Raw genomic sequence first — 21,266 nt, 5'->3', positions numbered from 1 at the left:
GGGCGAGGGAAAGGAGAAAAGTTCGATCTGGGCATTGCCCGCGTCAAGATCGCACTTCCAGGACGCGCGCTCCTCGCGATAGATCTCGCGGATGATCGGAAAGCCCAGAACTTCGTGGTAGAAGCGGCGTGAACGGTCGTAGTTCGAGCCGATTATGGCGATGTGATGGATGGCGTGCATCGATGGTTCCTAGCAGGACAGAGCCTCCCTGTCCCGCCACTGAACAGGCGCGAGGCCGATCAGTTTTCGCCTTTCTCGTAAGCTTCCAGCGCCTGCCGATCCTCGTTCGAAACGAACTCGCAGGCCAGCAGGGTCTTGCCGGGCATTGCCGGACCTTCCCGCGCGACGATCGAGATGATCCCCAGATCCTTCATGCCCTGCTGGTCGTCCGGAAGGGCGCGCGCGAAACCGGCGCTGGAAGCTCCGAACAGATGGCTTTCCTCGGGCTGGAGACCATAGCGCGTGGCGACCTGGGCGGCGACCTGACCATCGAGAAGGACGCCCACCGACATTCCGGCGAAGACGACCTCCCGCGTCGTGAAGCCGTCCCGTTCGATCGCTTCTCCCAGCCGATATATCGCGGCCCCGAGCGAGGAGGTATCCGCCTGGCCCATTTCCTCGGCAGCTTCGTAAAGCTGCGTTGCCGATTGCATCGAATAGGGCGGTTCGCACAAGGCGGCAGCGAAGAAGTCGGGCGTCGCCGCGACGGCGATGGACGGCGTGAAAGCGAGCGCGGCGGCAACCGGAAAGAAAAGTTTCATGACTGCCGCCTGCGCTATATTTTCAGAATTTTCAATGTTCTGGGAACGACGTTTGCGAAATGCGGGCTCTCAGCGCTTCGGCGCCTTGGGCTTTTGCGACCGCACTTCTCCCAGAAGCAGGCCGAGGTATTTCTCCGCTTCGGCGGATTGGGCTTTTGGATAAGCAGCGGTCATGCGGCCGCTCCAGTAGCCGTAATTGACGGTGGTGAGGCTGAACAGCCAGGGCTGGTTATCGCTATAGCCGCTGAAGGTGCCGCGATAGGCGTCCAGCCGGGGATTGGTGGGAATCCTGGCCGGACCTTCGGAAACGATCGAGGGCGCCGCGAAATGGGCCATCGCGGCCTGGCGCATGATCATGTAGTGATCGCGCGCCGGCATCTCATCTATATGGACGATCGCCATGCGCACGACGATGCGGTTCTTGCTTGAGGCTGCGTCCGAACCGGCGCCAAGCGGCCGATCGTAGCCGATCGCCACATACTCGCCGCTCGGATCGAAGGTTCGTTCCTTCAGGCGCTTGAATCCTTCGAATTCCGCCGGGAAGCGCAGCCCGCTTGCCGTGTGGATCAGCGTGGTGCCGTCCCGATCGAGCGTGAAGCCTTCGGGAACTTCGCCCGCCGCTTCACTTGCAGCCGGCGGCACGGCCTGAGCCGCGGCTGGAGCGGTACCTGCCAGCAGCAGCGTCAGCGCGGCGATGAAGGAAGCACTGGATGAACGCATCTTCGTTGAAACCCCCTATAGGCAAGTCCCGATGTCGATCAGGACTTTGCAGGGGAAAGTCTAAGCCGAATGGCCGACCGTAATCAACACCCCAGAAACAAGCGAAGCGTTGCAGACCATTTGGGATCATCGACCCGTTTTTCATGCTTCTTTCACCCGTCAGGAATGCTGCTTTCCTTCTGGTCCTGCAAGGCGGCCAGGATCGTCTCGCTTTCGGTGCGATGCAACCAGTCCGGGCTGGCATCGAAGAACAGGACGCGGGCGTTCCGATCGAGAACAAGCACGGCGGGCTGGTCGATCTCGTAGCTGAAGGTGCCAAGCGTGCGGCCGATCCACGGCTCGCCTTCTGGCACCGGGGGCTGTTCTTCCGGGAAGAAGGTGATGTTGAGCCGCCGAGCCAGCGCATAGTCCGGATCGCCGGTGACGGGAAAGCCCAGCGCATGGCGGCTCGCCAGTTCCGGATCGACCGGCACCTGGGCGCTGACGGCCACGAATTTCACCCCCTGTCGCCGCAGTTCGGGCAGGAGCGTTTCGTTATAATAGGGCAGGGCGACGTTGCAGGCCGGACAGCCGCCGAAGCGGAAGAACACCAGTGCGGCAGGGCCATCCGCCAGCAGTTCGTCACGCGTGACGGGCGCGCCGTTCTGGTCGATCAAGGTGAAGGGCGCGATTTCCTCGCCCCGCTGCGGGAAGGCGAAAGGATCGTGGCGCTCCACGAGCACCCGGCGCTGGGCGGCGTTGCGCGAAAGCTGTTCGGCGCTCCATGTGCGCTCACGTTCGGCCTGCAAATCGGCAAATCGGTCCTTGAGGCTTCGGGTCATCTTTTCCTCGCGTGTAGTTGGCCGAGACCACGCTAGTTTCGCGGCGCGGCGGCGAACAACGAGAAGCACGGCCCGGCGCTTGAGAGTTTTCAATAAGGCGCTGTCCTGCGATCGAGCGTGCGGCGTTCACCTCGATTTTGGCACGGGCTGGCGGCCGAAATCCGTGCCTTTCCGCCTGTTATGAGCATAGCTGATAGGCCAGCTCCTATAACTCAATTGAATTAGTTGAGAATATGACGTCTCCTTTCGCCTCACCGTGGAAGCGAGAACCAATGCCCAGGGCTATCCCCATTTCCTCATCACCCGCCCGTGGCCTGGTGCCACGGCTCGGCAGCGCGCGATGGCTTTCGCCTCTGGCGCTGCTCGTCTTGTGGGAAGCCGGTTCGCGATCCGGCGTCATTCCCGAGCGGACGCTGGCAGCCCCGTCGAAAGTGCTTTCCACCCTGTTCGACATGGCGCTTTCCGGCGAATTGGCCGCCAATCTGTGGGTCTCGTTCCTGCGTATCGCCATCGGGCTTGCCATCGGCGTGCTGGTCGGCGCGGTCCTGGCGCTTGTCGCCGGATTGTCGCGACAGGGCGAAGTGGCGGTCGATCCGATCATGCAGATCAAGCGCACGATCCCCACTTTGGCACTGACGCCGTTGTTCATCGTCTGGTTCGGCATCGGCGAGACGCCGAAGGTGGCACTGATCGCCTTCGCCTCGATCTTTCCCGTCTATCTCAACCTTTACAGCGGCATTCGCGGGGTGGACCTGCGCCTGCTGGAAGGTGCCCGCAGTTTTGGGCTCAGCCGGGCGGAGCAGATCGTCCACGTCATCCTGCCGGGCGCATTGCCGTCGCTGCTGGTGGGCCTGCGCTATTCGCTGTCCGTCGCCATCCTGGTGCTGGTGGTGGCCGAACAGATCAACGCCTCGGCGGGGCTGGGCTATCTCATCAACAATGCGCGCGACTTCATGCGGACGGACATCATCGTCGTGTGCCTGATGATCTACGCGGTGCTCGGCCTTGCCGCCGACGCGCTGGTCCGCGCGATCGAGGCGCGCGCGCTCGTCTGGCGTCCCAGCATCGTTTTGCAATGATGCCCGTAATTGCCCCAGGATCGGAGAACAATGCCATGAATGCTCGACAGACCGGCCATTCCCGCGTGGCTGCACCCGACTTCTACCTTAGCCAACCCGTCGTTCATCTGCGCGACTTCACCCGCAGCTTCGGTGACAACACCATCATCTCGGACCTCGATCTCGACATTGCGCCGGGCGAGTTCGTGACGCTGCTCGGCCGCTCGGGGTCGGGCAAGACCACGCTGTTGCGGACGCTGGCCGGGCTCGATCCGACGACGGGGCAGGACGTGATCGTGCCGGATTCCCGCGCGGTGGTGTTCCAGGACGCCCGCCTGCTGCCATGGAAGAAAGTCTGGCGCAACGTGGCGCTGGGCCTGCGGGGCGGGAATGTTCGCCAGCGGGCCGAGGATGCGCTGCGCGAGGTCGGCCTGGGGCACAGGCTCGATGCCTGGCCGCTGACTCTTTCGGGCGGCGAGGCGCAGCGCGTGGCGCTGGCGCGTGCTCTCGTGCGTGAGCCGAGCCTGCTGCTGCTGGACGAACCTTTCGCGGCACTGGATGCGCTGACCCGATTGCGGATGCACGAACTGGTGCTTTCGCTCTGGAACCGGCATCGCCCGGCGGTGATGATGGTCACGCATGACGTGGATGAGGCCATTGCCCTGGCCGATCGCGTGGTGCTTCTGGACCACGGCCGCATCGTCGCGCAGGAGCGGATCGAGGCGCCGCGGGGGGAGCGGGGACACGTGGCGCGAGGGCTGCGCGCGCGCCTGCTCAGTGCGCTGGGCGGACAGGTGGAGAATGGTCCTTCGCCGGCGGAAGTCATCGCCCTCCATGCGGGCGGCGTGGCATGAATGCGCCGGTTTCGCTTGTCGTTCCGAAAACAGATGTCACGCCCCTGCGCCGTTTCGTAAGAGATTTCGCGGCCATTCTGGACAGCGGCGCAAGCGACGCGGGGATACTCGAGCACGGCGGCAGGCTGCTCTCGCGCCTGGTCTCGCAGGGCGACTGGCTGCCGGAGGAATTCACCCGCCCGCATCCCGAGCGATATCGGCAATATCTGCTCCATTGCGACAGCGCCGAGCGGTTCAGCGTGGTGTCGTTCGTCTGGGGGCCGGGGCAGGCAACCCCGATCCACGACCACCGTGTATGGGGCCTCGTCGGTGTGCTGCGGGGGGCGGAAAGCGTGCAGGACTACCGCCGCCGCGATGACGGCTCTCTCGTCCCGCAAGGCGCCGCGGTGGAACTGCGCGAGGGCGAGGTTCAGGCGATCGATCCACGGGTGGGAGACATTCACCGCGTAGCCAATGCCTTCGCCGACCGGACCTCGATCTCCATCCATGTCTATGGCGGCAACATCGGCGCCGTCGAGCGCGCGATCTACCGCGACAGCGGCGAGGAGCGCCCCTTCATCTCGGGCTATGCGAACGAAGTCCTGCCCAACCTCTGGAATGGAGTGATCCGGGCATGAGCGTGACGCCGTCCCACGTGCGCAGCAGTCTACTGGCCCGGCGCGAAATCGCGCTGATCGACGTGCGTCAGGAAGCGCAATTCGCGCTTGGTCATCCCTTGTTCGCCGCGCAGATTCCGTTGCAGCGCATCGCCCTGGAGGCGCCCTGGCGCATCCCGCGCAAGGATACGGCGATCGTCGTCTACGACGACGGCGAAGGTCTGGCAGAGCCGGCGCTGCACCAGTTCCGCGCGCTCGGCTATACGCAGGTCGAGCTGCTGCAAGGCGGTCTCACGGGATGGCGCGAAGCGGGCTACGAGCTGTTCGAGGACGTCAACAGCTACTCCAAGGCCTTCGGCGAACTGGTGGAGCATCGCCGCCACACGCCTTCGCTCCACGCGCCGGACGTGCTGGCGCTGATCGAGGAGAAAGCCGACATCGCCATCCTCGATGCCCGCCGCTTCGACGAGTACGCCACGATGAGCATTCCCGGCGGACGCAGCGTGCCCGGAGCGGAACTCGTGCTGCGCGCACCGGTGGCGGCGCCCGATCCGGACACTACGATCATCGTCAACTGCGCGGGCCGTACCCGCAGCATCATCGGCACCCAGTCGCTGATCAATGCGGGCCTGCCGAACAAGGTCTTCGCGCTGCGTAACGGGACTATCGGCTGGACCCTTGCCGGCCAGTCGTTGGAAAACGGGCGGCAGGAGAGCGTGGAGCGCGGCAAGGAAGCCCAACAGGATGTGGCGCGCAAACGCGCGCGAGATGTGGCCTACCGCGCCGGGGTGCGCCGGATCGACAGCGAGGATCTGCGGGCGCTGCTTTCGGAACACGACCGCACGCTCTACCGCTTCGACGTGCGCCAGCCTGCCGATTTCGCGGCTGGGCATCCCGCCGGCTTCCGCAATGCACCGGGCGGCCAGCTCGTACAGGAAACGGACCACTTCGCCCCCGTGCGCGGCGCTCGGATCGTACTGGCCGACGACCTTGGATCCCGCGCCGACATGACCGCCTCGTGGCTGGCCCAGCTCGGCTGGGACGTGCTGGTGCTGGCCGATGCCTTCGACGGCCCCCTGGAAACCGGAGGGGACGGCGCCCCGCCGCCGCGCGGCCCGCATGGTCGCTACAAGCGTCCTTATGAGGGCACCGACAACCGGGCCGCCGCCATGCAGGCCTATCTGGAGTGGGAATACGGCCTCGTCGCGCAACTGGAGCGCGACGGCACCCACGGCTTCTTCGTCATCTGATCCTTCCCCTCGGAGACTTACCTCATGACCGTCAAGTTCATCGGCTACATCGGCTTCAACGATACCTCGGAAATCCACGGGGGGCCGCGATCGCGCGTGCTCGATCGCGACTATGTGGATGCCGCCGCCCGCGCGCAGGAAGAAGGCGGCTTCGACCGCGTGCTGATCCCGTTCGGCTCCAGTTCGCCCGAAAGCCAGATCGTCGCCGCCCATACCGCCGCGATCACGTCGCGCCTGGGCTTCCTGGTCGCGCACCGGCCCGGTTTCACCCAGCCCACACTGGCCGCGCGGCAACTGGCCACGCTGGACCAGCTCTCGGGCGGACGTGTTGCCGTGCACATCATCACCGGGGGCGCCGACGAGGAAATGGCACGCGACGGCGATGTCCATACGCTCAAGGCCGAACGCTACTTGCGCAGCGACGAATATCTCGACGTACTCAAGCGCGAATGGAGCGAGAGCCGCCCGTTCGATCATTCCGGCCGGTTCTACGAAGTGCGCGGCGGCTTCAGCGCCGTGAAGCCGGATAACCTGCCGGTCTTCTTCGGAGGCTCATCGCCCGAAGCTATCGAGGTCGCCGGGCGTCATGCCGATGTCTATGCCCTGTGGGGAGAGACGCTGGAACAGGTCGCGGAATCCGTGCGCACCGTTCGCCATGCGGCGGCCCGTCATGGCCGCAATCCCGGCTTCTCGCTCTCTCTGCGGCCGGTGATCGCGGACACGGAGGAAGCGGCCTGGAAGAAGGCCGACGCCATCACCGAGCAGGTCCGCGCCCAGCGCGAGGCGGCGGGCCTGCCCACCAGCGGCCATCGTCCTCCCAATGCGGGATCGTTGCGCCTGCTGGAAACCGCGCAGACCCAGCGGCGCGATACCCGCCTCTGGACCGGTGTCGCTGCGCTGACCGGAGCGGCCGGGAACAGCACGGGGCTGGTGGGCACTCCCGAGCAGGTGGCCGATGCTTTGCTGGAATACTACGACATCGGCATCGATCATTTCCTGATCAGAGGGTTCGAACCTCTCGCTGACGCGATCGACTATGGCCGCGAACTGATCCCGCTGGTCCGGGCCAAGGTCGCAGCGCGCGAAGCGGCCGACCGGACCGCGCTGGCAAGCTGAAAACAGTTCGCGGCATTGGAAATACTCACGTTCCTATCAGCCATCCGCGTTGGTCGCACCGCATTCCGGCGCATAGCCTGAAACCCACGCAGAAAGGAGCATAACGATGGCCAGCACAGCTTCCACTTTCGATATCGCCGACAATGGTTTCGTGATCCGTCCGGTTCAGCCGACGCTCGGCGCAGAGGTGGAGGGGATCGACCTCTCCAGGCCGCTCGACGACGAACTGCGGGGCGCGATCCGTGCCGCATTGCTCAAGTGGAAGGTTCTGTTCTTCCGCGACCAGTCGATAGACGATGCCCAGCAGGCCGCCTTCGCGGCGAATTTCGGGCCGCTCTATACCCATCCGACCACGCGTCACGACGCGGCGAACAAGGAAGTCCACGCGATCGCCGCCAAGTACGACCGCGATTACGAGAGGAAGCTGGGCTACAAGCTCAAGGCGGGCGATGCCTATCACACCGATACCAGTTGGCGCCTCGTGCCCACCTGGGGTGCCGTTCTGCGGGACGTAAACCTGCCCGAAGTGGGCGGCGACACGATCTGGGTCGATGCGAACCTCGCCTACGAGACGCTGCCGGCCGAGATCAAGGAGCGCCTCGAAGGCAAGTACGTCACGCATAACTTCGTGCCCGCGCTGGAGCTTGCGGGCCACGAATATCCGATCGTCTCCCACAAGATCGTGCGCACCCATCGCGAGACGGGCCAGAAGATCCTCTGGGTCAACTTCCAGCAGCAACCGCAGATACTGGGCCTCGAACTTTCGGAAAGCCGCGAGCTGCTGGACGAAGTGCTGCGCCAGTACAAGCGGCCGGATCTTCAGGCCCGCTTCTCGTGGCGACCGGGAACGGTGGCGTTCTGGGACAACCGCGCGACGGTTCACTTCGCCGTTCGCAACTACGGTGACTTCCCCCGCGAACTCCACCGCATCCTGATTGCCGACGAACCGCTTTGGACGGATCTCTGAAGAATGCTCGACAGACGCAACCTGCTTGCGGGAATTTCGACGAGTCTTGCCCTGGCCGCTTGCGGCCGGGGCATTGGCACGAATGCCGACGTGCTGCGGGTCGGCAGCCAGAAAGGCGGGACCAAGGCCCTGATGCTGGCCTCCGGCGCACTGGATGGCGCGCCCTACAAAGTCGAATGGTCGGAATTTCCCGCCGCCCAGAACCTGCTCGAAGCCTTGGGCAGCAGCGCGGTCGATCTTGGCCTCGTCGGGGATGCGCCGTTCCAGTTCGCCTATCAGGCGGGCAGCCCGATCAAGGCCGTGGGCGCGCAACGCAGCCAGGCGCGGTTCCCGGGAGCGCTCTCGATCGTGGTGCCCGCTGCATCGCCGATCCGCGACGGCAAGGGGCTGAAGGGCAAACAGGTTGCGACGACACGTGGCAGCGTGGGCCATTATCTGGTGTTGCGGTCGATCCTGGATTCCGGATTGACGCCACAAGATGTGAAGATCGTGTTCCTTTCGCCAAGCGATTCTCGCGCCGCCCTGCAGAGCGGTGCCGTCGATGCATGGTCGACGTGGATGCCCTACATCGCCGCCGCTCAGGCCGAGGGCGATCGGATCGTGGTTGACGGGCGGCAGTTCTCTCAGGGCTATGGTTTCGAGATCGCGGCAGAGAGCGCGATCGCGAACAAGCGCGAGCAATTGGCCGACTTCCTGCGGCGGGAAGCCAAGGCGCTCACCTGGGCAGACGGTCACGTCGATGCGTTCAGCGCGGTGCTCGCGAAGGAGACAGGTCTTCCCTTGGACATCGCGCGACAGACGGCCGAGAAGAACTTGAGGTCACGGGTGCCGATCGATCAGGCCGTCATTGCCGATCAGAAAGTAGTCCTGGAGACGTTTCGGCGTTTCGGTGAGGTGAAGTCGACGCGTCCTCTGGATGAGGCTTTTGTTCTCGACGTTTGAATCAAGAAAAACTTGCCAACGGATCAGGCAAATCAATTTCAACTCAATCAGTTGAGATGCCAAGAAGCTCCTGTGGTTCTGATTTTCGGGGGCTAATGTGAAAAAAGTTCTGGTTTCAAGTTTTCTTGTAGGCGTTTCCGTAACCTCCATTTCTTCCGCTAGGGCAGAGGATATTGCCGATGCTCTTCCTGCTGCCGACAGCGCGGCGGCAGAGGCGGACGGATCCGCCATCGTCGTTACCGGCGCGCGCGGGCGGATACAGCGCTCGGTGGCGGACAGTCCGGTCCCGATCGACGTCATCAGCCCGCAGGAACTCAAGAATACCGGCCGCACCGGGCTCAAGGAGATCCTAGGCAATATCATCCCCTCCCTCAGCATGCCGGCGCTGGGCGGCGGCGGCACTTCGGCAAGCGTTCGTCCGATCTCGATCCGCGGACTTTCCGGGGACTACGTGCTGGTTTTGGTCAACGGCAAGCGTCGCCATACGACCTCGCTGATCAACAACCTCTCGCGCATTTCGGGCGGGTCCACGCCTGTCGATATCGACCTCATACCCACCGTCGGCGTCGGCCGGATCGAAGTTCTGCGCGATGGTGCGGCGGCGCAATATGGATCGGACGCGATATCCGGCGTCATCAACATCATCCTCGACAACACGCCGCGCGGCGGGGAATTCTCGGTCACCGGCGGGCAGCTCTACGAAAAGGGCGGGGCACTGGCGCAAGTGGCGGGAACCTACGGCACGCCGCTGGGTGACGGCGGCTTCGCGCGGTTCTCGGTCGAGGCGAAATATCACGATCGCGCGGATTCCTCCGCGCAGCCCGTGCCCTATCTCTATCCTTTCGTGAACGGCCAGCCCGACCCGCGCGAAGTGGATGCCGACCATCTCATCGCCGGCGGCTATGGTCGCTCCAACCGCGACAAGATCGTCAACGGCAGCTACAATGCCGAACTGCCGGTAGGAGAGGATACCACTCTCTATTCCTTCTCCACGCTGAGCTACCGGGACATCAAGGACGCGCGCGGTGCCTATTTCGCGGCGCCTACGGGGTACAACGGGCAGGCGAATACCTCCGGCGCTTCCGTGCTGCCGCAGCTCTACCCGGCAGGCTTCCAGGCCTACAGGCGGATACGGGAGTGGGACTGGCAGGCCGCGCTCGGCCTACGCACCGAGTTCTCGGGCTGGTCGCTGGACCTGTCCACCAGCTACGGCCGCGATAACGTGGAGCTGGGCGCGGACAACACGCTCAATCCCTCGATCGGGCCGGACAGCAAGACCAGCTTCTTCATGGGGAGACAGAAGCAGGATCTGTGGGTCAACAACCTCGATCTGAGCCGGGAAGTGGACCTCGGCTTCGCCAGGCCGCTCAGCCTGGCGCTGGGCGTGGAGCACCGTTGGGAGCGGTTTCAGAATATAGCCGGAGAGCCCGATTCCTATCGTGACGGCGGCTATGTCATCCCGGCCGACGGGACGCCGTTCGGGCAGCTCTATGGCGGCCGCTCGCCGTCGCCCGGTCTGGTGTCGTTCACCGGGACGTCGCCCGCCGATGCATCGAGCACGAGCCGCAACAACGTGGCGGCCTATGTGGACGTTTCCACCGACCTGACACCCGGCTGGTTCGTGGGCCTGGCGGGGCGTTTCGAGCATTACTCGGACAGTGCCGGCAACGCTTTCGCCGCCAAGGCCTCGACACGGGTGGAACTGGCGAAAGGCCTGGCTCTGCGCGGCGGCGTCAACACGGGCTTCCGCGCGCCGTCGCTGGCGCAGACGGCGTTCTCGACCACCCAGAACACGGTCACCGTCATCGGCGACGAGCGCGTCTCGACGGTTTCGAAGTTCCTGCCGGTCAACAGTGCTGCCGCCATTGCGCTGGGGGCAACGCCGCTGAAGCCGGAGAAGTCTTTGAACTTTACGGCCGGGCTGACGTATGAGGCCGGTCCCTTCCGCCTGACCGTGGACGCCTACCAGATCCGCATCGACGACCGGATCGTCAAGACCGAGTTCCTCGGTACGGCCTCCAACGGCGGCGCGGCGATCAAGAACATCCTCATTGCCAACGGCATCGACGATGTGGACAGCGCGCAGTTCTTCACCAACGCCATCGACACGCGCACACGCGGGGTGGACGTGGTGGCGGAATACCTGCTGCGAACGGCCAGCCTGGGCGAATTCCGCTTGAACGCCGCCTATAGCTACAATCGCACCAAGATCCTCCACGTCATCGACAATCCACCGGAACTGAGCAGCCTCAACGTCACCCTGTTCGGGCGTCAGGCCCAGCGCGATCTGGTTGCCGCCACGCCGCGCAGCAAGGTGGTGCTGTCCGGCAACTGGTCGCTGGACAAGGTTCGCGCGCTTTTGCGGGTCACCCAGTTCGGCAAATACACCGAGTCCAGCAACGTCGCGGCGTCGGACCGGACTTTCGGTGCCAAATGGGTGACGGATGCCGAACTCGGCTATCAGCTTACCGGCAACCTGGATGTGGCACTGGGTGCCAACAACCTCTTCGACGTCTATCCCGAGAAGAATGGCGCGATCGCCGCCGATGGTTCGGGCCAGTTCGGAGGCTTTGCCCCCTTCGGCCTCAGCGGAGGGTTCTACTACGCCCGCGTCGGTTTCAGGTTCTGATATTGGCAATTCACGCCGCTTGAGGCATCCCGGCGAGGCAAGCCAAGGAGAGATGCGTGAAAGAAGCCGTCGCGGTGATCGAGAATGGAGGCGTCCTCGAAATCCTGATCGATCGTCCGGAAAGGAAGAATGCGCTGACCGCGCCGATGTACCGGGTGATGACCGCTGCCCTGGCTGAGGCCGCGTCCCGTGCGGACATCGGCGCCGTGCTTTTCGCGGGTCGGGGCGAGACTTTCTGTGCGGGCAACGATCTCGCCGATTTCATGGCGGGGCCGGATGGAGCTGAGGCGGCGCTGGATTTCATCCGCGCGGTCGCCCGGTTCGAAAAGCCGCTGGTCGCGGCGGTGCAGGGCATGGCGGTGGGCGTGGGCACGACGATGCTGTTCCACTGCGATCTTGTCTATGCGGCGCCCGATGCGGCGTTCGTCATGCCCTTCGTGAACCTGGGCATCGTGCCGGAAGCCGGGGCTAGCCTTCTTGCCCCGGCGGTTCTCGGTCATGCGAAAGCGGCGGCCATGCTGCTGCTGGGCGAGCCGATGGACGCAGCGGGCGCGGAGCGAGCCGGTCTGGTCACGGCGCTGGTGCCGGCGGATCGATTGCTGGACCATGCGCGGGCGAAGGCAGCCCTGCTTATGGCCAAGCCGCCGGAGGCACTGCTTGCGACGCGCCGGCTGATGAAGGGCGATCCGGCTTCGACCTCAGCCCGGATCGAAGAAGAAGCGCGGATTTTCCGGCAGGCCCTGCAATCGCCGGAAGCGCGCGAGGCCTTTTCCGCCTTCTTCGAGAAGCGGCCTCCTGATTTCAGGCGGGGCTGACGTTCAGTCGGCGGAGTCCGGCTGGCGCCGGGGCTGTTCGGCCCCGGTTACCTTGCGCCAGTGTTCGTCGGCCCGCCGTTCGAAAGTGCCGCTTTCGCGCGCTTCGCTTCGGTAGAGAGATCCGGCGGGCATGGGCGAATAGACCTGCTCCACCCAGCCGCGTGGATCATCGTGCGGCCAGAGGTAGCCCTGATGGCCCAATTGCGCCGCGCCCTTGTAGTGGGTGTCGCGCAAGTGCAGCGGAACCGGGGCAGGAGGCTGCGCCGCCACGAACTGGAGCGCTGCCGAGATGCCGCGCGATGAGGAAGCGGACTTGGGCGCCCGCGCCACGTGAAGGGCCGCGTGGGCAAGGACGATCTGCGCTTCGGGATAGCCGATCTTCTCGACGGCATGCAGCGCCGCCACCGCTGTCTGCAATGCCGTGTTGTCGGCCAGGCCAACGTCTTCGGACGCGTGGATCATGATCCGCCGCGCGATATAGCGGGGGTCTTCGCCCCCGTGTACCAACCGGGCCAGCCAGTAGAGCGTCGCGTCGGGATCTGATCCGCGCATGGACTTCACGAAAGCCGAGACGACATCGTAATGGGCGTCGCCGGAGCGGTCGTGGTTGATCGGGGCAGCGGCATAGGCTTCCTCGATCATCGCGTCGCTGACGTCGAACGCGCCATCGTCATGACCCAGCGCCAGGCTTTCCAGCGTGGTCAGAGCGCGCCTGGCATCGCCGCCGGATCGGCCGGCCACCAGCCTGACCTGCTCGGGCGTCATGGCCATGGCGATGCCGCGCGCGCGGAGGTGCTCTATCCCGCGCCGAACCACCTTTTCCATATCCTCGATGGAAAGCGGGTCCAGCTTGAGAATGGTGGAACGAGAAACCAGCGCCGGGGTGAGGACGTGATAGGGATTGCCGGTGGTCGCACCGATGAAGTCGGCGATGCCGTCCTCGCAGATGGAGAGGAGGTCGTCGGTCTGCGTGGCGGTGAAGCGTTGCACTTCATCCACGAAGATCAGCAGGGGATGGACGCGCGCCTCGTCCGCCAGCTTGCGGATTTCGGCGACCCCGGCGCGCGTCGCGTTGAGCGGCCGGAAGGTCTTGCCCAGAGCGCCTCCCACGGCGCGCGCGATCGAGGTCTTGCCGATGCCGGGCGGTCCGTAGAGGATCACGCTTCCCAGCGTGCCCGCCCTGATGCGCCGGCGAAGGATCGATCCTTCGCCCACGACATGGTCCTGTCCGATCACTTCGTCCAGCGAAACCGGGCGAAGCAATGCGGCCAGCGGTGTATTGTGAACCGGATCGGACCCGGCGAACAGGTCTGCCATCCGCGTATCGCCCGGATCGTCAGACCGCGAGAAGCAGCGTGTCGTCGCTTCGGGGGGGAGCCGCTTCGAAGTCCGGCAGGGGCTCGAACACTTCGTCCAGCAGTTCGGTCACTTCCAGACCGGCAAGCTTGAACTGGCCGAGACGGCGTTCCTCTGGTGAACGCCATGCCTTCGTGAGGTTAAGGGCGCTGACGAAGAGGTCGCCATGCCGCTCGAACATCAGGTGCGGGGCGAGCTTGATGATGCCCCCGTTGTAACGGGCATTGACGGTCTTGCGGAGCGAGATCGCTTCCATGAGGCTCAGACGGGTGTCGATCATTTGTAAGGTCAGGCCAATTCGGTATTCAATGGATTTTGCATTGCAGCATTGTGGAGCCGACGCGGGCTTGGTGCAAGTGCCAAGCGGGCGTTCTTCCGCAAAGTCCGCTCAGGCGCTTCGGCGATGCTCGGAACCGGGCAAAATCGGCAGGCCGGTGCGGTTCCGCCCCTCCTGCTTGGCGCGATAGAGCGTATCGTCGGCAAGCGCCATGACCGCACGGCCATCCTGCCCGGAAGACAAGGGCGCGATCCCGATGCTGACCGTCGCCTCCACGCGGGCACCCGAAGGATCGCGGACGGCCGCCTCCTCGAATCGCGTGCGAATGCGCTCGCAGACCAGATGGGCCTGATCGAGGCTCAGGCCGCCGAGCAGGGCGGCGAACTCCTCGCCTCCGAGCCGGGCCACCAGGTCTCCCTCGCGGACCGCGCCGCGCAGGATGGCCACGAAGCGCACCAGCACGTCATCGCCCGTGGCGTGGCCATAGCGGTCGTTGATCTGCTTGAAGTGGTCGAGATCGAACAGGGCGAGGCAACCCGCCGTCGCCTGCTGGTCGGGCGTGTCAGCCTTGGAAGCATCCGGCCCGGACGCGTCCAGCATCAATGCCAGCGCCTCATCGAAGGCGCGGCGGTTCAAGGCGCCAGTCAGGTGGTCCGTCATCGCTTGCGCGGTAAGGTTTTCCACGAGCTGACGTCTCCGCGTAATCTCGCGAATGATGCTGACGGTGCCGGACGTGCGGCCGTCTTCGTCGACGATCCCGCGAATGTGGCTTTCAACCCAGACGATATCGCCGTTCTTGCAGCGCACCCGGTACTCGACGATCGCCGCGTCGTCGGGGTGGGCGAGGGCCTTGCCGCGCGCTTCGTCGATGACCGGAACATCCTCGGGCAGGATCAGGTCGAACATCGAGCGACCGACGAGTTCGGCAGGCGCGTAGCCCGAAACCTGCAAGGCCGAGGGCGAGGCATAGCGGACCAGGCCGTCGGCCCCGACCCGCACCACGATGTCGCTCATCCGGTCCAGCACGGCGCGATGCAGGGCTTCGGCGGTATGGAGCCGCTCCACCAGGCGACGGCGCGAGCGCAGCTCGGCGGCGAGCGGCAGGACGATGAGAACGACCGAGGCGAAGTAGATCTGGAGCACCTGGAACTTGACCGCCATCGGACTTGCCAGCAGCGTGGTCGGACCTCGACCGGCGAGCGACAACGAGAGGCCGACGGTCACCAGGATGAGGATGGAGGACACCGCTCCGAAGCGGCCAAGCCGCAGCGTGGCGGCAATCGTCGGCACGAAGGGGACGATCACCAGGGGTATCGCGTTCTGCCCGAAAGTGATCAGCGAGGCGACGAGCACGAGGCCGAGCAGCACCGCCGCTTCGCCCATGCGCTTGCGCCCTGCCGAGGCGATCCACTGGCGGGTTTCGCCGCGCAGGCACAGCAGCAGAGGCGGCGCGAAGGTTATGAAGCCCAGCGCATGGCCTGCAAACCAGTCTCGCCAGGCGGGCCAATAGGCTAGGCCTTGCGTGACGTGGGTACTATAGGCGGCAGCGAAAGCGGTGATGGCCGGTATAAGCGCCCCGGCGACGAGGAGGAAACAGCCGACCTCGGCCAGCGACTGGAACCGGCCAAAACGGGGGTAGATGCGACGCACCAGCCAGGCGGCGGCGAAGGCTTCGACGATGCAGAGCATCGACAGCGGCAGGGCGACCAGTCCGTGAAACCCGAAAAGGATCGAAGCGCAGAATGCCAGCGGAGCGCAAGCGAGCCCAATGGCGATCCAATGCCGGCGCGGGGTGCTGCACAGACGCGCGAAGAGTACCGGTCCCGCCAGCCACACAACAGCTATCCCGGCATCGAAGCGGGTCAGTTGCAGGGCGATCGCGGCACAGACGAAATAGGTCGTGGCTGTCAGAACGGCCTCGCGCAGTGGCAGGCGAAGTCGTCTGGAGAGCGGCGGGAACATGGGGCATGGCTACTGGGATATGGTTAGCATCCTGTAAACGTCTAATTTCGCCGTTTGCGCGTGTGGGCTGCCGTTTTCAGTCCGGCTCGGGTTCGGACGGGAAGCGCGCTTCCGCAAGGAAGGCGGCAACCGTCGCTGCACGCTCGTCGTGGCGGATCGCCAGTGCCAGGGCCACTTTCGGCGCATTGCCTTGCAGGTCGTGATAGGTCACCCCCTTGAACGAGGCATCGCGCATGGATTCCGGAACGAGCGCCACGCCCAGTTCGGCTGCCACAAGCGCCAGAACCGAGGCCACCTGCGGAGCCGACTGACCCAGTACGGGCTCGAAACCGGCGAGACGGCAGGCCTCCAGCGTGGCATCGAACAAGGTGGGCCCCAGCGCGCGCGGGGTCAGGATGAAAGGATCGTCGGCAAGCTGTTCCAGCCGGATCGGTTCGCCATGCGGCATGCGGGCCGAGGCCAGAGCGGCAATGAGGGGTTCGTCGGCCAGGTGGAACAGCCGCAGCCCTTGCTTGTCCACCGCATCGGGGCGGAGGAAAGCGGCGTCGAGCGTGCCGTTCTTCAGGCCTTCGACCAGGCCGTTGGAGTTGTGTTCCGCGAGGCTCAGTTCCACGTCGGGGAAGCGCCGTCGATAGACCCGGATCGCCTGGGGAACGCGGGGATTGAATGCGGCCGATCCGGTGAAGCCCACGCGGATCCTGCCGGTCTCTCCCGTGGCGGCGCGCTGGGCGGCGCTCACCGCTTCGGCCACGAGGCCGGGGATCTTGCGTATGACTTCCTGGAACGCTTTTCCGGCCTCGGTCAATTCCGCTCCCTGCGGAATGCGATGGAACAGCGGCGTGCCGATCTCGCGCTCCAAATCCTTGATCTGGTGGCTGAGGGGCGGCTGCCCGATGCCGAGGCGCTGCGCGGCACGGGTGAAATGTCGCTCCTCGGCAACGGCAAGGAAATAGCGAATGTGTCGAAGTTCCACGTCATACCTGTAATGTATCGAGATTGCCATCATCATGAATTGGACAGATGAGGTGCACAAGCTCATTTCGGCGGCAGGAGATTCGAAATGGCAAGTCTGGCGATCGAAAAGAGTGAAATGACGGCGAGTGCATCGGCGGTTCCGCTGCGCGGCGAATGGAACGGGGTAAACCGTGCTCCGGCGCTCGAGCCGGTGGTGTTCCTTCCCGGCCTGCTTTGCGACCAGGCGCTCTGGCGGGGCCAGGTCCATGCGCTGGCCGACGTGGCCGCACCGATGATCGCGGACCTGACGCTGGACGACACGATCGGCGCGATGGCTGAGCGAACCCTGGCTGCGGCGCCGCGCCGCTTCTCGCTCGCCGGGCTGTCCATGGGCGGATATGTCGCTCTCGAAATCATGCGGCGCGCGCCTGAGCGTGTTTCGCGTCTCGCCCTGATCAATTCCAGCGCGCGCAGCGATACGCCGGAGCGGCAGCGGCAGCGGCAGGCAGGGATCGAATCCCTGCGCCGGGGTAAGTTCGTCGGCATCACGCATCGGTTGCTGGGCGATCTGGTCCACTCGGATCACACTGTCGGGCCGGTCGCCGACGAGATGCGGGGCATGGCCTCCCGCGTCGGCGGCGATGCCTTCATCCGCCAGCAGCACGCGATCATGACGCGTCCCGCCTCGCTCGACAGTCTGGAAGCCATCGGCGTGCCGACGATGGTCGTGGTGGGCGAGGGCGATCGCATCACCCCGCCCGACCATGCGCGCGAGATCCACGAGCGGATTGCCGGTTCCAGCTTCCACATGATCGGCTCTTGCGGCCACATGGCGGCGCTGGAACATCCCGAGCAGGTGAATTTCCTGCTGCGCAACTGGCTCCTGAACGAGGCAGCCTGACCGGTTACGCCATCGGGATCACTCGAAGTTTTCTCCCACCGGCTGCCCGTCGACATAGACCTGTCGGCGGGTGACCTCGCGCAGTTCCACCTTCCCGGCCCGCAGGGCGGCTTCGGTGCGCTCGCGCGCAGCCGCGTCCATCACCGGCCGGTCCCGCGCAGCGCTGCCCCATGATCCGTCCTTCAGTATCCAGCGGGTCCGCTTGCGAAGCGGTGACGATGACTGCCTCGCTGCTGCCGCCCCGATGGAGAACGGTGCAGGCGCCGTCGAACGAACAGGCGTCGTATTCCATGAGCTTGTCGTAGAGACCCTGTGGCAGCGGCGTTCCCTGCGGGATCACCGTGAGACGCTTGGGATCGAAAGGCGGCCGCTTGCGCTCGAACGCGGGAGAATCGATCGCCCAGCGGTTCTTGGCATCGAGCGCTTTCCTGGCCTCGGCGCGGATTTGCGGCGTTCGGCCACTGTCCGTAAGCCGGCGGGTGGCAGCCTCGCCGGCGCTGCCGAAATCGAAGCGCAGGGCGCGCCAGTCGAAAGCATCGGGTGCGGTTCGGCCGCTTTCCAGACGGGCCACCTGATCGCGCGCGGAAAGCGCGCCGAAACTGACCAGCGGCGTGGATAGCACGAGGGCGAGGAGACAGAGCGCGAAGGCAAGGCGCAAGTTGGCAACCCGCAGTTCGGGCGCCGCGTGGATGCGCCGGCGCGCCAGCACGACGAGATAGGCCAGGCCATAGGCACAGGCGATGGCGGTGAACACCACGGCCCAGAGACGGTCCGGCGTCAGGCCATGTTGCTGGATGCGCATGCCGGTGGAGATGGCGGCGATCACGCCCAGCGGAAGCATGGCCAGGCACAGCGCGGCAACGCTGGCCCTCAGCACGGGATTGCGTGCTTCGTGAGAGGCGACGTCACCGATCACGGCATTGGCCAGCGACAATGCGCCGATCACGCAGCCGAGCAGGATCGGGCTGGTGGAGCGGGTCGCATCCCACAAGGGCGCAAGCCCGGTGAAGGGGATCGCTGCCAGAAATATCACCAGTCCCAGCGCAAGAACGGGAGCCAGCACGGCGAGGATCGTCGTCACCACCCTTTGCAGGAGCCGCAATATGCCGTCGCGATCGCGCAGAAGGCCGATCCCGGCGCCGAGTGCGGCGCCGGTGAGCAGCAGGATCATCCATTCCTTTTCCAGCGCCTTGCTCAGCACTTCTATCCCGATCAGACGGAACAGCTGTCCCAGCAGCAGCGCCATGGCCCAGGTCACCCCCACGAAGACCCAGGCCGAGCACCACAGCACGACATTGGTCCAGGCATGGCCATGCGCGTCGGGATAGGGAACGGCGAAGCGGCTCCTGGGCGATCGATACCGTTCGTCGCGCCAGGCCTGGAACAGGGGCGCCGCGATGACCAGGGCCAGCACCGCGCAGACGATGCGCCACGGCTCCTCGCCAAGCCGGCCGCCGAACGGACCGTTCCAGTAGATCGTGAGCGCCACGACCACGGCTCCGACGGCGGCGGCGGCGATGCTCCAGCGAATGCGCGTGCGCTCCACGAGGAAGGCGAAAACCAGGGCGCCAACGCCGAGGAATGTGGCAAGTGCCATGCGGGCTTGCATGTGGTCGAGATCACGCCCGCCGCCATCGGGACGGGTGATCCAGTAGATCGCCAGGCCGACCAGTCCTCCGAGAAGGGCCAGCCCCCAGGAGCGCAGTGGCCAATCGCTATCGTGCCGGGCTTCGGCGGATGTCGCCTGGGGGCTGGGCGGGGTGTTCATCGCTGTTCCTCTTCGCGCGCTGATGACCAGGGCCGGATACGCTAACCGACGCTCGGCGCGGTCGTAAGTGGGTGATCAGGCATGAAATGTTTGCGCGTGATCCTGAACGATCGCAAGATTTTCCGGGCATTTCGACGGAAAGTCGCTAACGATCGGCGGATTGGGGGAAATGCCATGTCCGCACCTGACCTTTCGTTGCTGACCAAGCGACGGTTCGCGCCGATGTTCGCCGTCCAGTTTCTGGGCGCGTTCAACGACAACCTGCTGAAGTTCGCGATGCTGTTCCTGGCGAACTTCAGCATCTACGCGGAGCAGCCCGAACGGGCGGAGATGCTGGCCGCGATTGCCAGCGGTGTGTTCATCGCGCCCTATTTCCTGTTTTCGGCCCTCGCCGGACAGTTGGCCGACCGGATCGACAAGGCCAGACTGGTCCGCTGGGTGAAAATGGCCGAAGTGGCGATCATGACGATCGGGCTCTACGGCCTCTGGTTCCACGTCATTCCGGCTCTTCTGGTCGCCCTGTTCCTGATGGGCCTGCATTCGACGATCTTCGGACCGGTCAAATTCTCGATCCTGCCGCAACATCTGGAGCGCCATGAGATCATGGGCGGAACCGGCCTGTTCGAGGCAGGGACTTTCCTGGCGATCCTGGGCGGGCAGCTGCTGGCGGGGGTGGTTTCCGCCTGGACCGCAGGGCTCATCGCCATGGGCGTCGCCGTCTCCGGCTACCTTGCCGCACGGGCCATTCCGCCTGCGCCGCCGCTGCGCGGCGAGCATCCGATCGACTGGAACGTCTGGCGCGGAACCCTGCATATCCTGCGTACGGCACGTGGGTCGAAAGAGCAGGCAGGACAGGGAGCCGGGCACGCTCGTGGAGACGGCAAGGTCTGGCTGCCCATTCTCGGCATCAGCTGGTTCTTCGCGGCCGGGGCCGTGCTCGTATCGGAATTCGCACCTCTCGTCAGCGGCACGCTGGGGGCGGAGCAAGAAGTAGCCACACTGTTCCTGGTCATCTTCTCGGTGATGATCGCGCTGGGATCGGTGACGGTGAACAGGCTGCTCGGCGGGCAGGTCTCCACCCGCTATGTGCCGATCTCGGCCCTGGGGCTGGCGCTGGGGCTCATCGACCTGTGGCTTTCCACCAGCGGTTTTTCAGCCGGTAGGGAAGCGGCTTCGGTGCGAGAGTTTTTGGCGGAACCGAGCGCCTGGCGCATCCTCGTCGATCTCGTGCTGATCGCCTTTTCGGGCGGCATGTTCGTCGTACCGCTCTATGCCGTGCTTCAGATGCATAGCCTGCCCGAAGAGCGGTCGCGCATCATTGCCGCCAACAACATCGTCAATGCCGCCGTGACGGTGGTGGTCGTGCTTGCCGTCACCGGCCTTCTTGCACTGGGTGTGGACGTGCCCGGCGTGATGGGCGCTCTCGGCCTGGGCTCGATGGTCGTGGCGCTGGTCGGTTTCCGCGCGCAGAGGCGCACGCGGGAAGGATGAAGCGGAAGCGCCGGGTTGCGCTTCCGCC

The 21,266-nt window shown here is 65.1% G+C and carries 20 protein-coding genes; 11 read left to right on the top strand and 9 right to left on the bottom strand.

The features are described from left to right. The 4 genes from ACI3K3_RS21360 to ACI3K3_RS21345 all read right to left on the bottom strand — a co-directional run. A partial coding sequence (locus tag ACI3K3_RS21360) for a VOC family protein (protein WP_404917388.1) occupies positions 1–180 on the bottom strand: 180 nt, incomplete at its 3' end. Between the two features lie 59 nt (positions 181–239). Continuing rightward, positions 240–761: a hypothetical protein gene (locus tag ACI3K3_RS21355; RefSeq protein ID WP_404917386.1), complete on the bottom strand. Its 522-nt coding sequence runs from the start codon at positions 759–761 to the stop codon at positions 240–242. A gap of 69 nt (positions 762–830) precedes the next feature. After that, positions 831–1,481, bottom strand: coding sequence for a hypothetical protein (locus ACI3K3_RS21350; protein ID WP_404917384.1), 651 nt, complete (start codon positions 1,479–1,481; stop codon positions 831–833). Between the two features lie 152 nt (positions 1,482–1,633). Then, on the bottom strand, positions 1,634–2,302 hold the full coding sequence (locus ACI3K3_RS21345) for a redoxin domain-containing protein (protein ID WP_404917382.1): 669 nt from the start codon (positions 2,300–2,302) through the stop codon (positions 1,634–1,636). Positions 2,303–2,574: 272 nt separating this feature from the next. Here ACI3K3_RS21345 and ACI3K3_RS21340 point away from each other — a divergent pair, with 272 nt between their 5' ends. The 9 genes from ACI3K3_RS21340 to ACI3K3_RS21300 all read left to right on the top strand — a co-directional run bounded on the left by ACI3K3_RS21340 (position 2,575) and on the right by ACI3K3_RS21300 (position 12,529). Then, positions 2,575–3,381: an ABC transporter permease gene (locus ACI3K3_RS21340; RefSeq protein ID WP_404917380.1), complete on the top strand. Its 807-nt coding sequence runs from the start codon at positions 2,575–2,577 to the stop codon at positions 3,379–3,381. A 35-nt stretch (positions 3,382–3,416) separates the two neighbouring features. Next, on the top strand, positions 3,417–4,214 hold the full coding sequence (locus ACI3K3_RS21335) for an ABC transporter ATP-binding protein (protein ID WP_404917378.1): 798 nt from the start codon (positions 3,417–3,419) through the stop codon (positions 4,212–4,214). Continuing rightward, the gene (locus ACI3K3_RS21330; protein ID WP_404917376.1) at positions 4,211–4,831 is read left to right on the top strand and encodes a cysteine dioxygenase; all 621 of its coding nucleotides are present in this window, start codon (positions 4,211–4,213) and stop codon (positions 4,829–4,831) included. The genes ACI3K3_RS21335 and ACI3K3_RS21330 overlap by 4 nt, the downstream gene beginning before the upstream one ends. Continuing rightward, the gene (locus ACI3K3_RS21325; protein WP_404917374.1) at positions 4,828–6,060 is read left to right on the top strand and encodes a rhodanese-like domain-containing protein; all 1,233 of its coding nucleotides are present in this window, start codon (positions 4,828–4,830) and stop codon (positions 6,058–6,060) included. Before ACI3K3_RS21330 ends, ACI3K3_RS21325 begins: the two co-directional genes overlap by 4 nt. Positions 6,061–6,084: 24 nt before the next feature. Further along, entirely contained in the window at positions 6,085–7,176 is a 1,092-nt protein-coding gene (locus tag ACI3K3_RS21320; RefSeq protein ID WP_404917372.1) for an LLM class flavin-dependent oxidoreductase, read from the top strand. Positions 7,177–7,282: 106 nt separating this feature from the next. Beyond that, entirely contained in the window at positions 7,283–8,143 is an 861-nt protein-coding gene (locus tag ACI3K3_RS21315) for a TauD/TfdA dioxygenase family protein (protein WP_404917370.1), read from the top strand. A gap of 3 nt (positions 8,144–8,146) precedes the next feature. Next, on the top strand, positions 8,147–9,085 hold the full coding sequence (locus ACI3K3_RS21310; protein ID WP_404917368.1) for an ABC transporter substrate-binding protein: 939 nt from the start codon (positions 8,147–8,149) through the stop codon (positions 9,083–9,085). Positions 9,086–9,182: 97 nt separating this feature from the next. Beyond that, the gene (locus ACI3K3_RS21305; RefSeq protein WP_404917366.1) at positions 9,183–11,714 is read left to right on the top strand and encodes a TonB-dependent receptor plug domain-containing protein; all 2,532 of its coding nucleotides are present in this window, start codon (positions 9,183–9,185) and stop codon (positions 11,712–11,714) included. Positions 11,715–11,770: 56 nt separating this feature from the next. Next, positions 11,771–12,529 carry an enoyl-CoA hydratase-related protein gene (locus ACI3K3_RS21300; protein ID WP_404917364.1) on the top strand — a complete coding sequence of 253 codons (759 nt, stop codon included), beginning with the start codon at positions 11,771–11,773 and terminating at the stop codon, positions 12,527–12,529. Positions 12,530–12,532: 3 nt separating this feature from the next. Here the strand turns inward: ACI3K3_RS21300 and ACI3K3_RS21295 are convergent, their stop codons facing one another. The 4 genes from ACI3K3_RS21295 to ACI3K3_RS21280 form a co-directional block, all read right to left on the bottom strand. Beyond that, positions 12,533–13,846 (bottom strand): replication-associated recombination protein A, encoded by a 1,314-nt coding sequence (locus tag ACI3K3_RS21295; RefSeq protein ID WP_404917362.1) that lies wholly within the window; start codon positions 13,844–13,846, stop codon positions 12,533–12,535. 19 nt (positions 13,847–13,865) lie between these two features. Beyond that, positions 13,866–14,165, bottom strand: coding sequence for a hypothetical protein (locus ACI3K3_RS21290; protein ID WP_313438410.1), 300 nt, complete (start codon positions 14,163–14,165; stop codon positions 13,866–13,868). A gap of 108 nt (positions 14,166–14,273) precedes the next feature. Further along, positions 14,274–16,124, bottom strand: coding sequence for a diguanylate cyclase (locus ACI3K3_RS21285; protein WP_404917360.1), 1,851 nt, complete (start codon positions 16,122–16,124; stop codon positions 14,274–14,276). A 76-nt stretch (positions 16,125–16,200) separates the two neighbouring features. Then, a complete protein-coding gene (locus ACI3K3_RS21280) occupies positions 16,201–17,097 on the bottom strand; it encodes a LysR family transcriptional regulator (RefSeq protein WP_404917358.1) in 897 nt (298 codons plus the stop codon). An 87-nt stretch (positions 17,098–17,184) separates the two neighbouring features. Here ACI3K3_RS21280 and ACI3K3_RS21275 point away from each other — a divergent pair, with 87 nt between their 5' ends. Next, entirely contained in the window at positions 17,185–17,979 is a 795-nt protein-coding gene (locus ACI3K3_RS21275; protein ID WP_404917356.1) for an alpha/beta fold hydrolase, read from the top strand. A 4-nt stretch (positions 17,980–17,983) separates the two neighbouring features. On the opposite strand, the gene ACI3K3_RS21270 is transcribed toward ACI3K3_RS21275, so the two are convergent. Continuing rightward, positions 17,984–19,747 (bottom strand): DUF4153 domain-containing protein, encoded by a 1,764-nt coding sequence (locus ACI3K3_RS21270; RefSeq protein WP_404917354.1) that lies wholly within the window; start codon positions 19,745–19,747, stop codon positions 17,984–17,986. A gap of 174 nt (positions 19,748–19,921) precedes the next feature. Here ACI3K3_RS21270 and ACI3K3_RS21265 point away from each other — a divergent pair, with 174 nt between their 5' ends. Continuing rightward, positions 19,922–21,238: an MFS transporter gene (locus ACI3K3_RS21265; RefSeq protein ID WP_404917352.1), complete on the top strand. Its 1,317-nt coding sequence runs from the start codon at positions 19,922–19,924 to the stop codon at positions 21,236–21,238. The last annotated feature ends 28 nt before the right edge of the window (positions 21,239–21,266 follow it).

Origin of the sequence: Novosphingobium sp. ZW T3_23, assembly GCF_044987305.1 — a bacterium.
Classification (GTDB): Bacteria; Pseudomonadota; Alphaproteobacteria; order Sphingomonadales; family Sphingomonadaceae; genus Novosphingobium.
The sequence above is the reverse complement of the archived record's forward strand: the minus strand, read 5'-3'. Positions and strand labels throughout refer to the sequence as shown.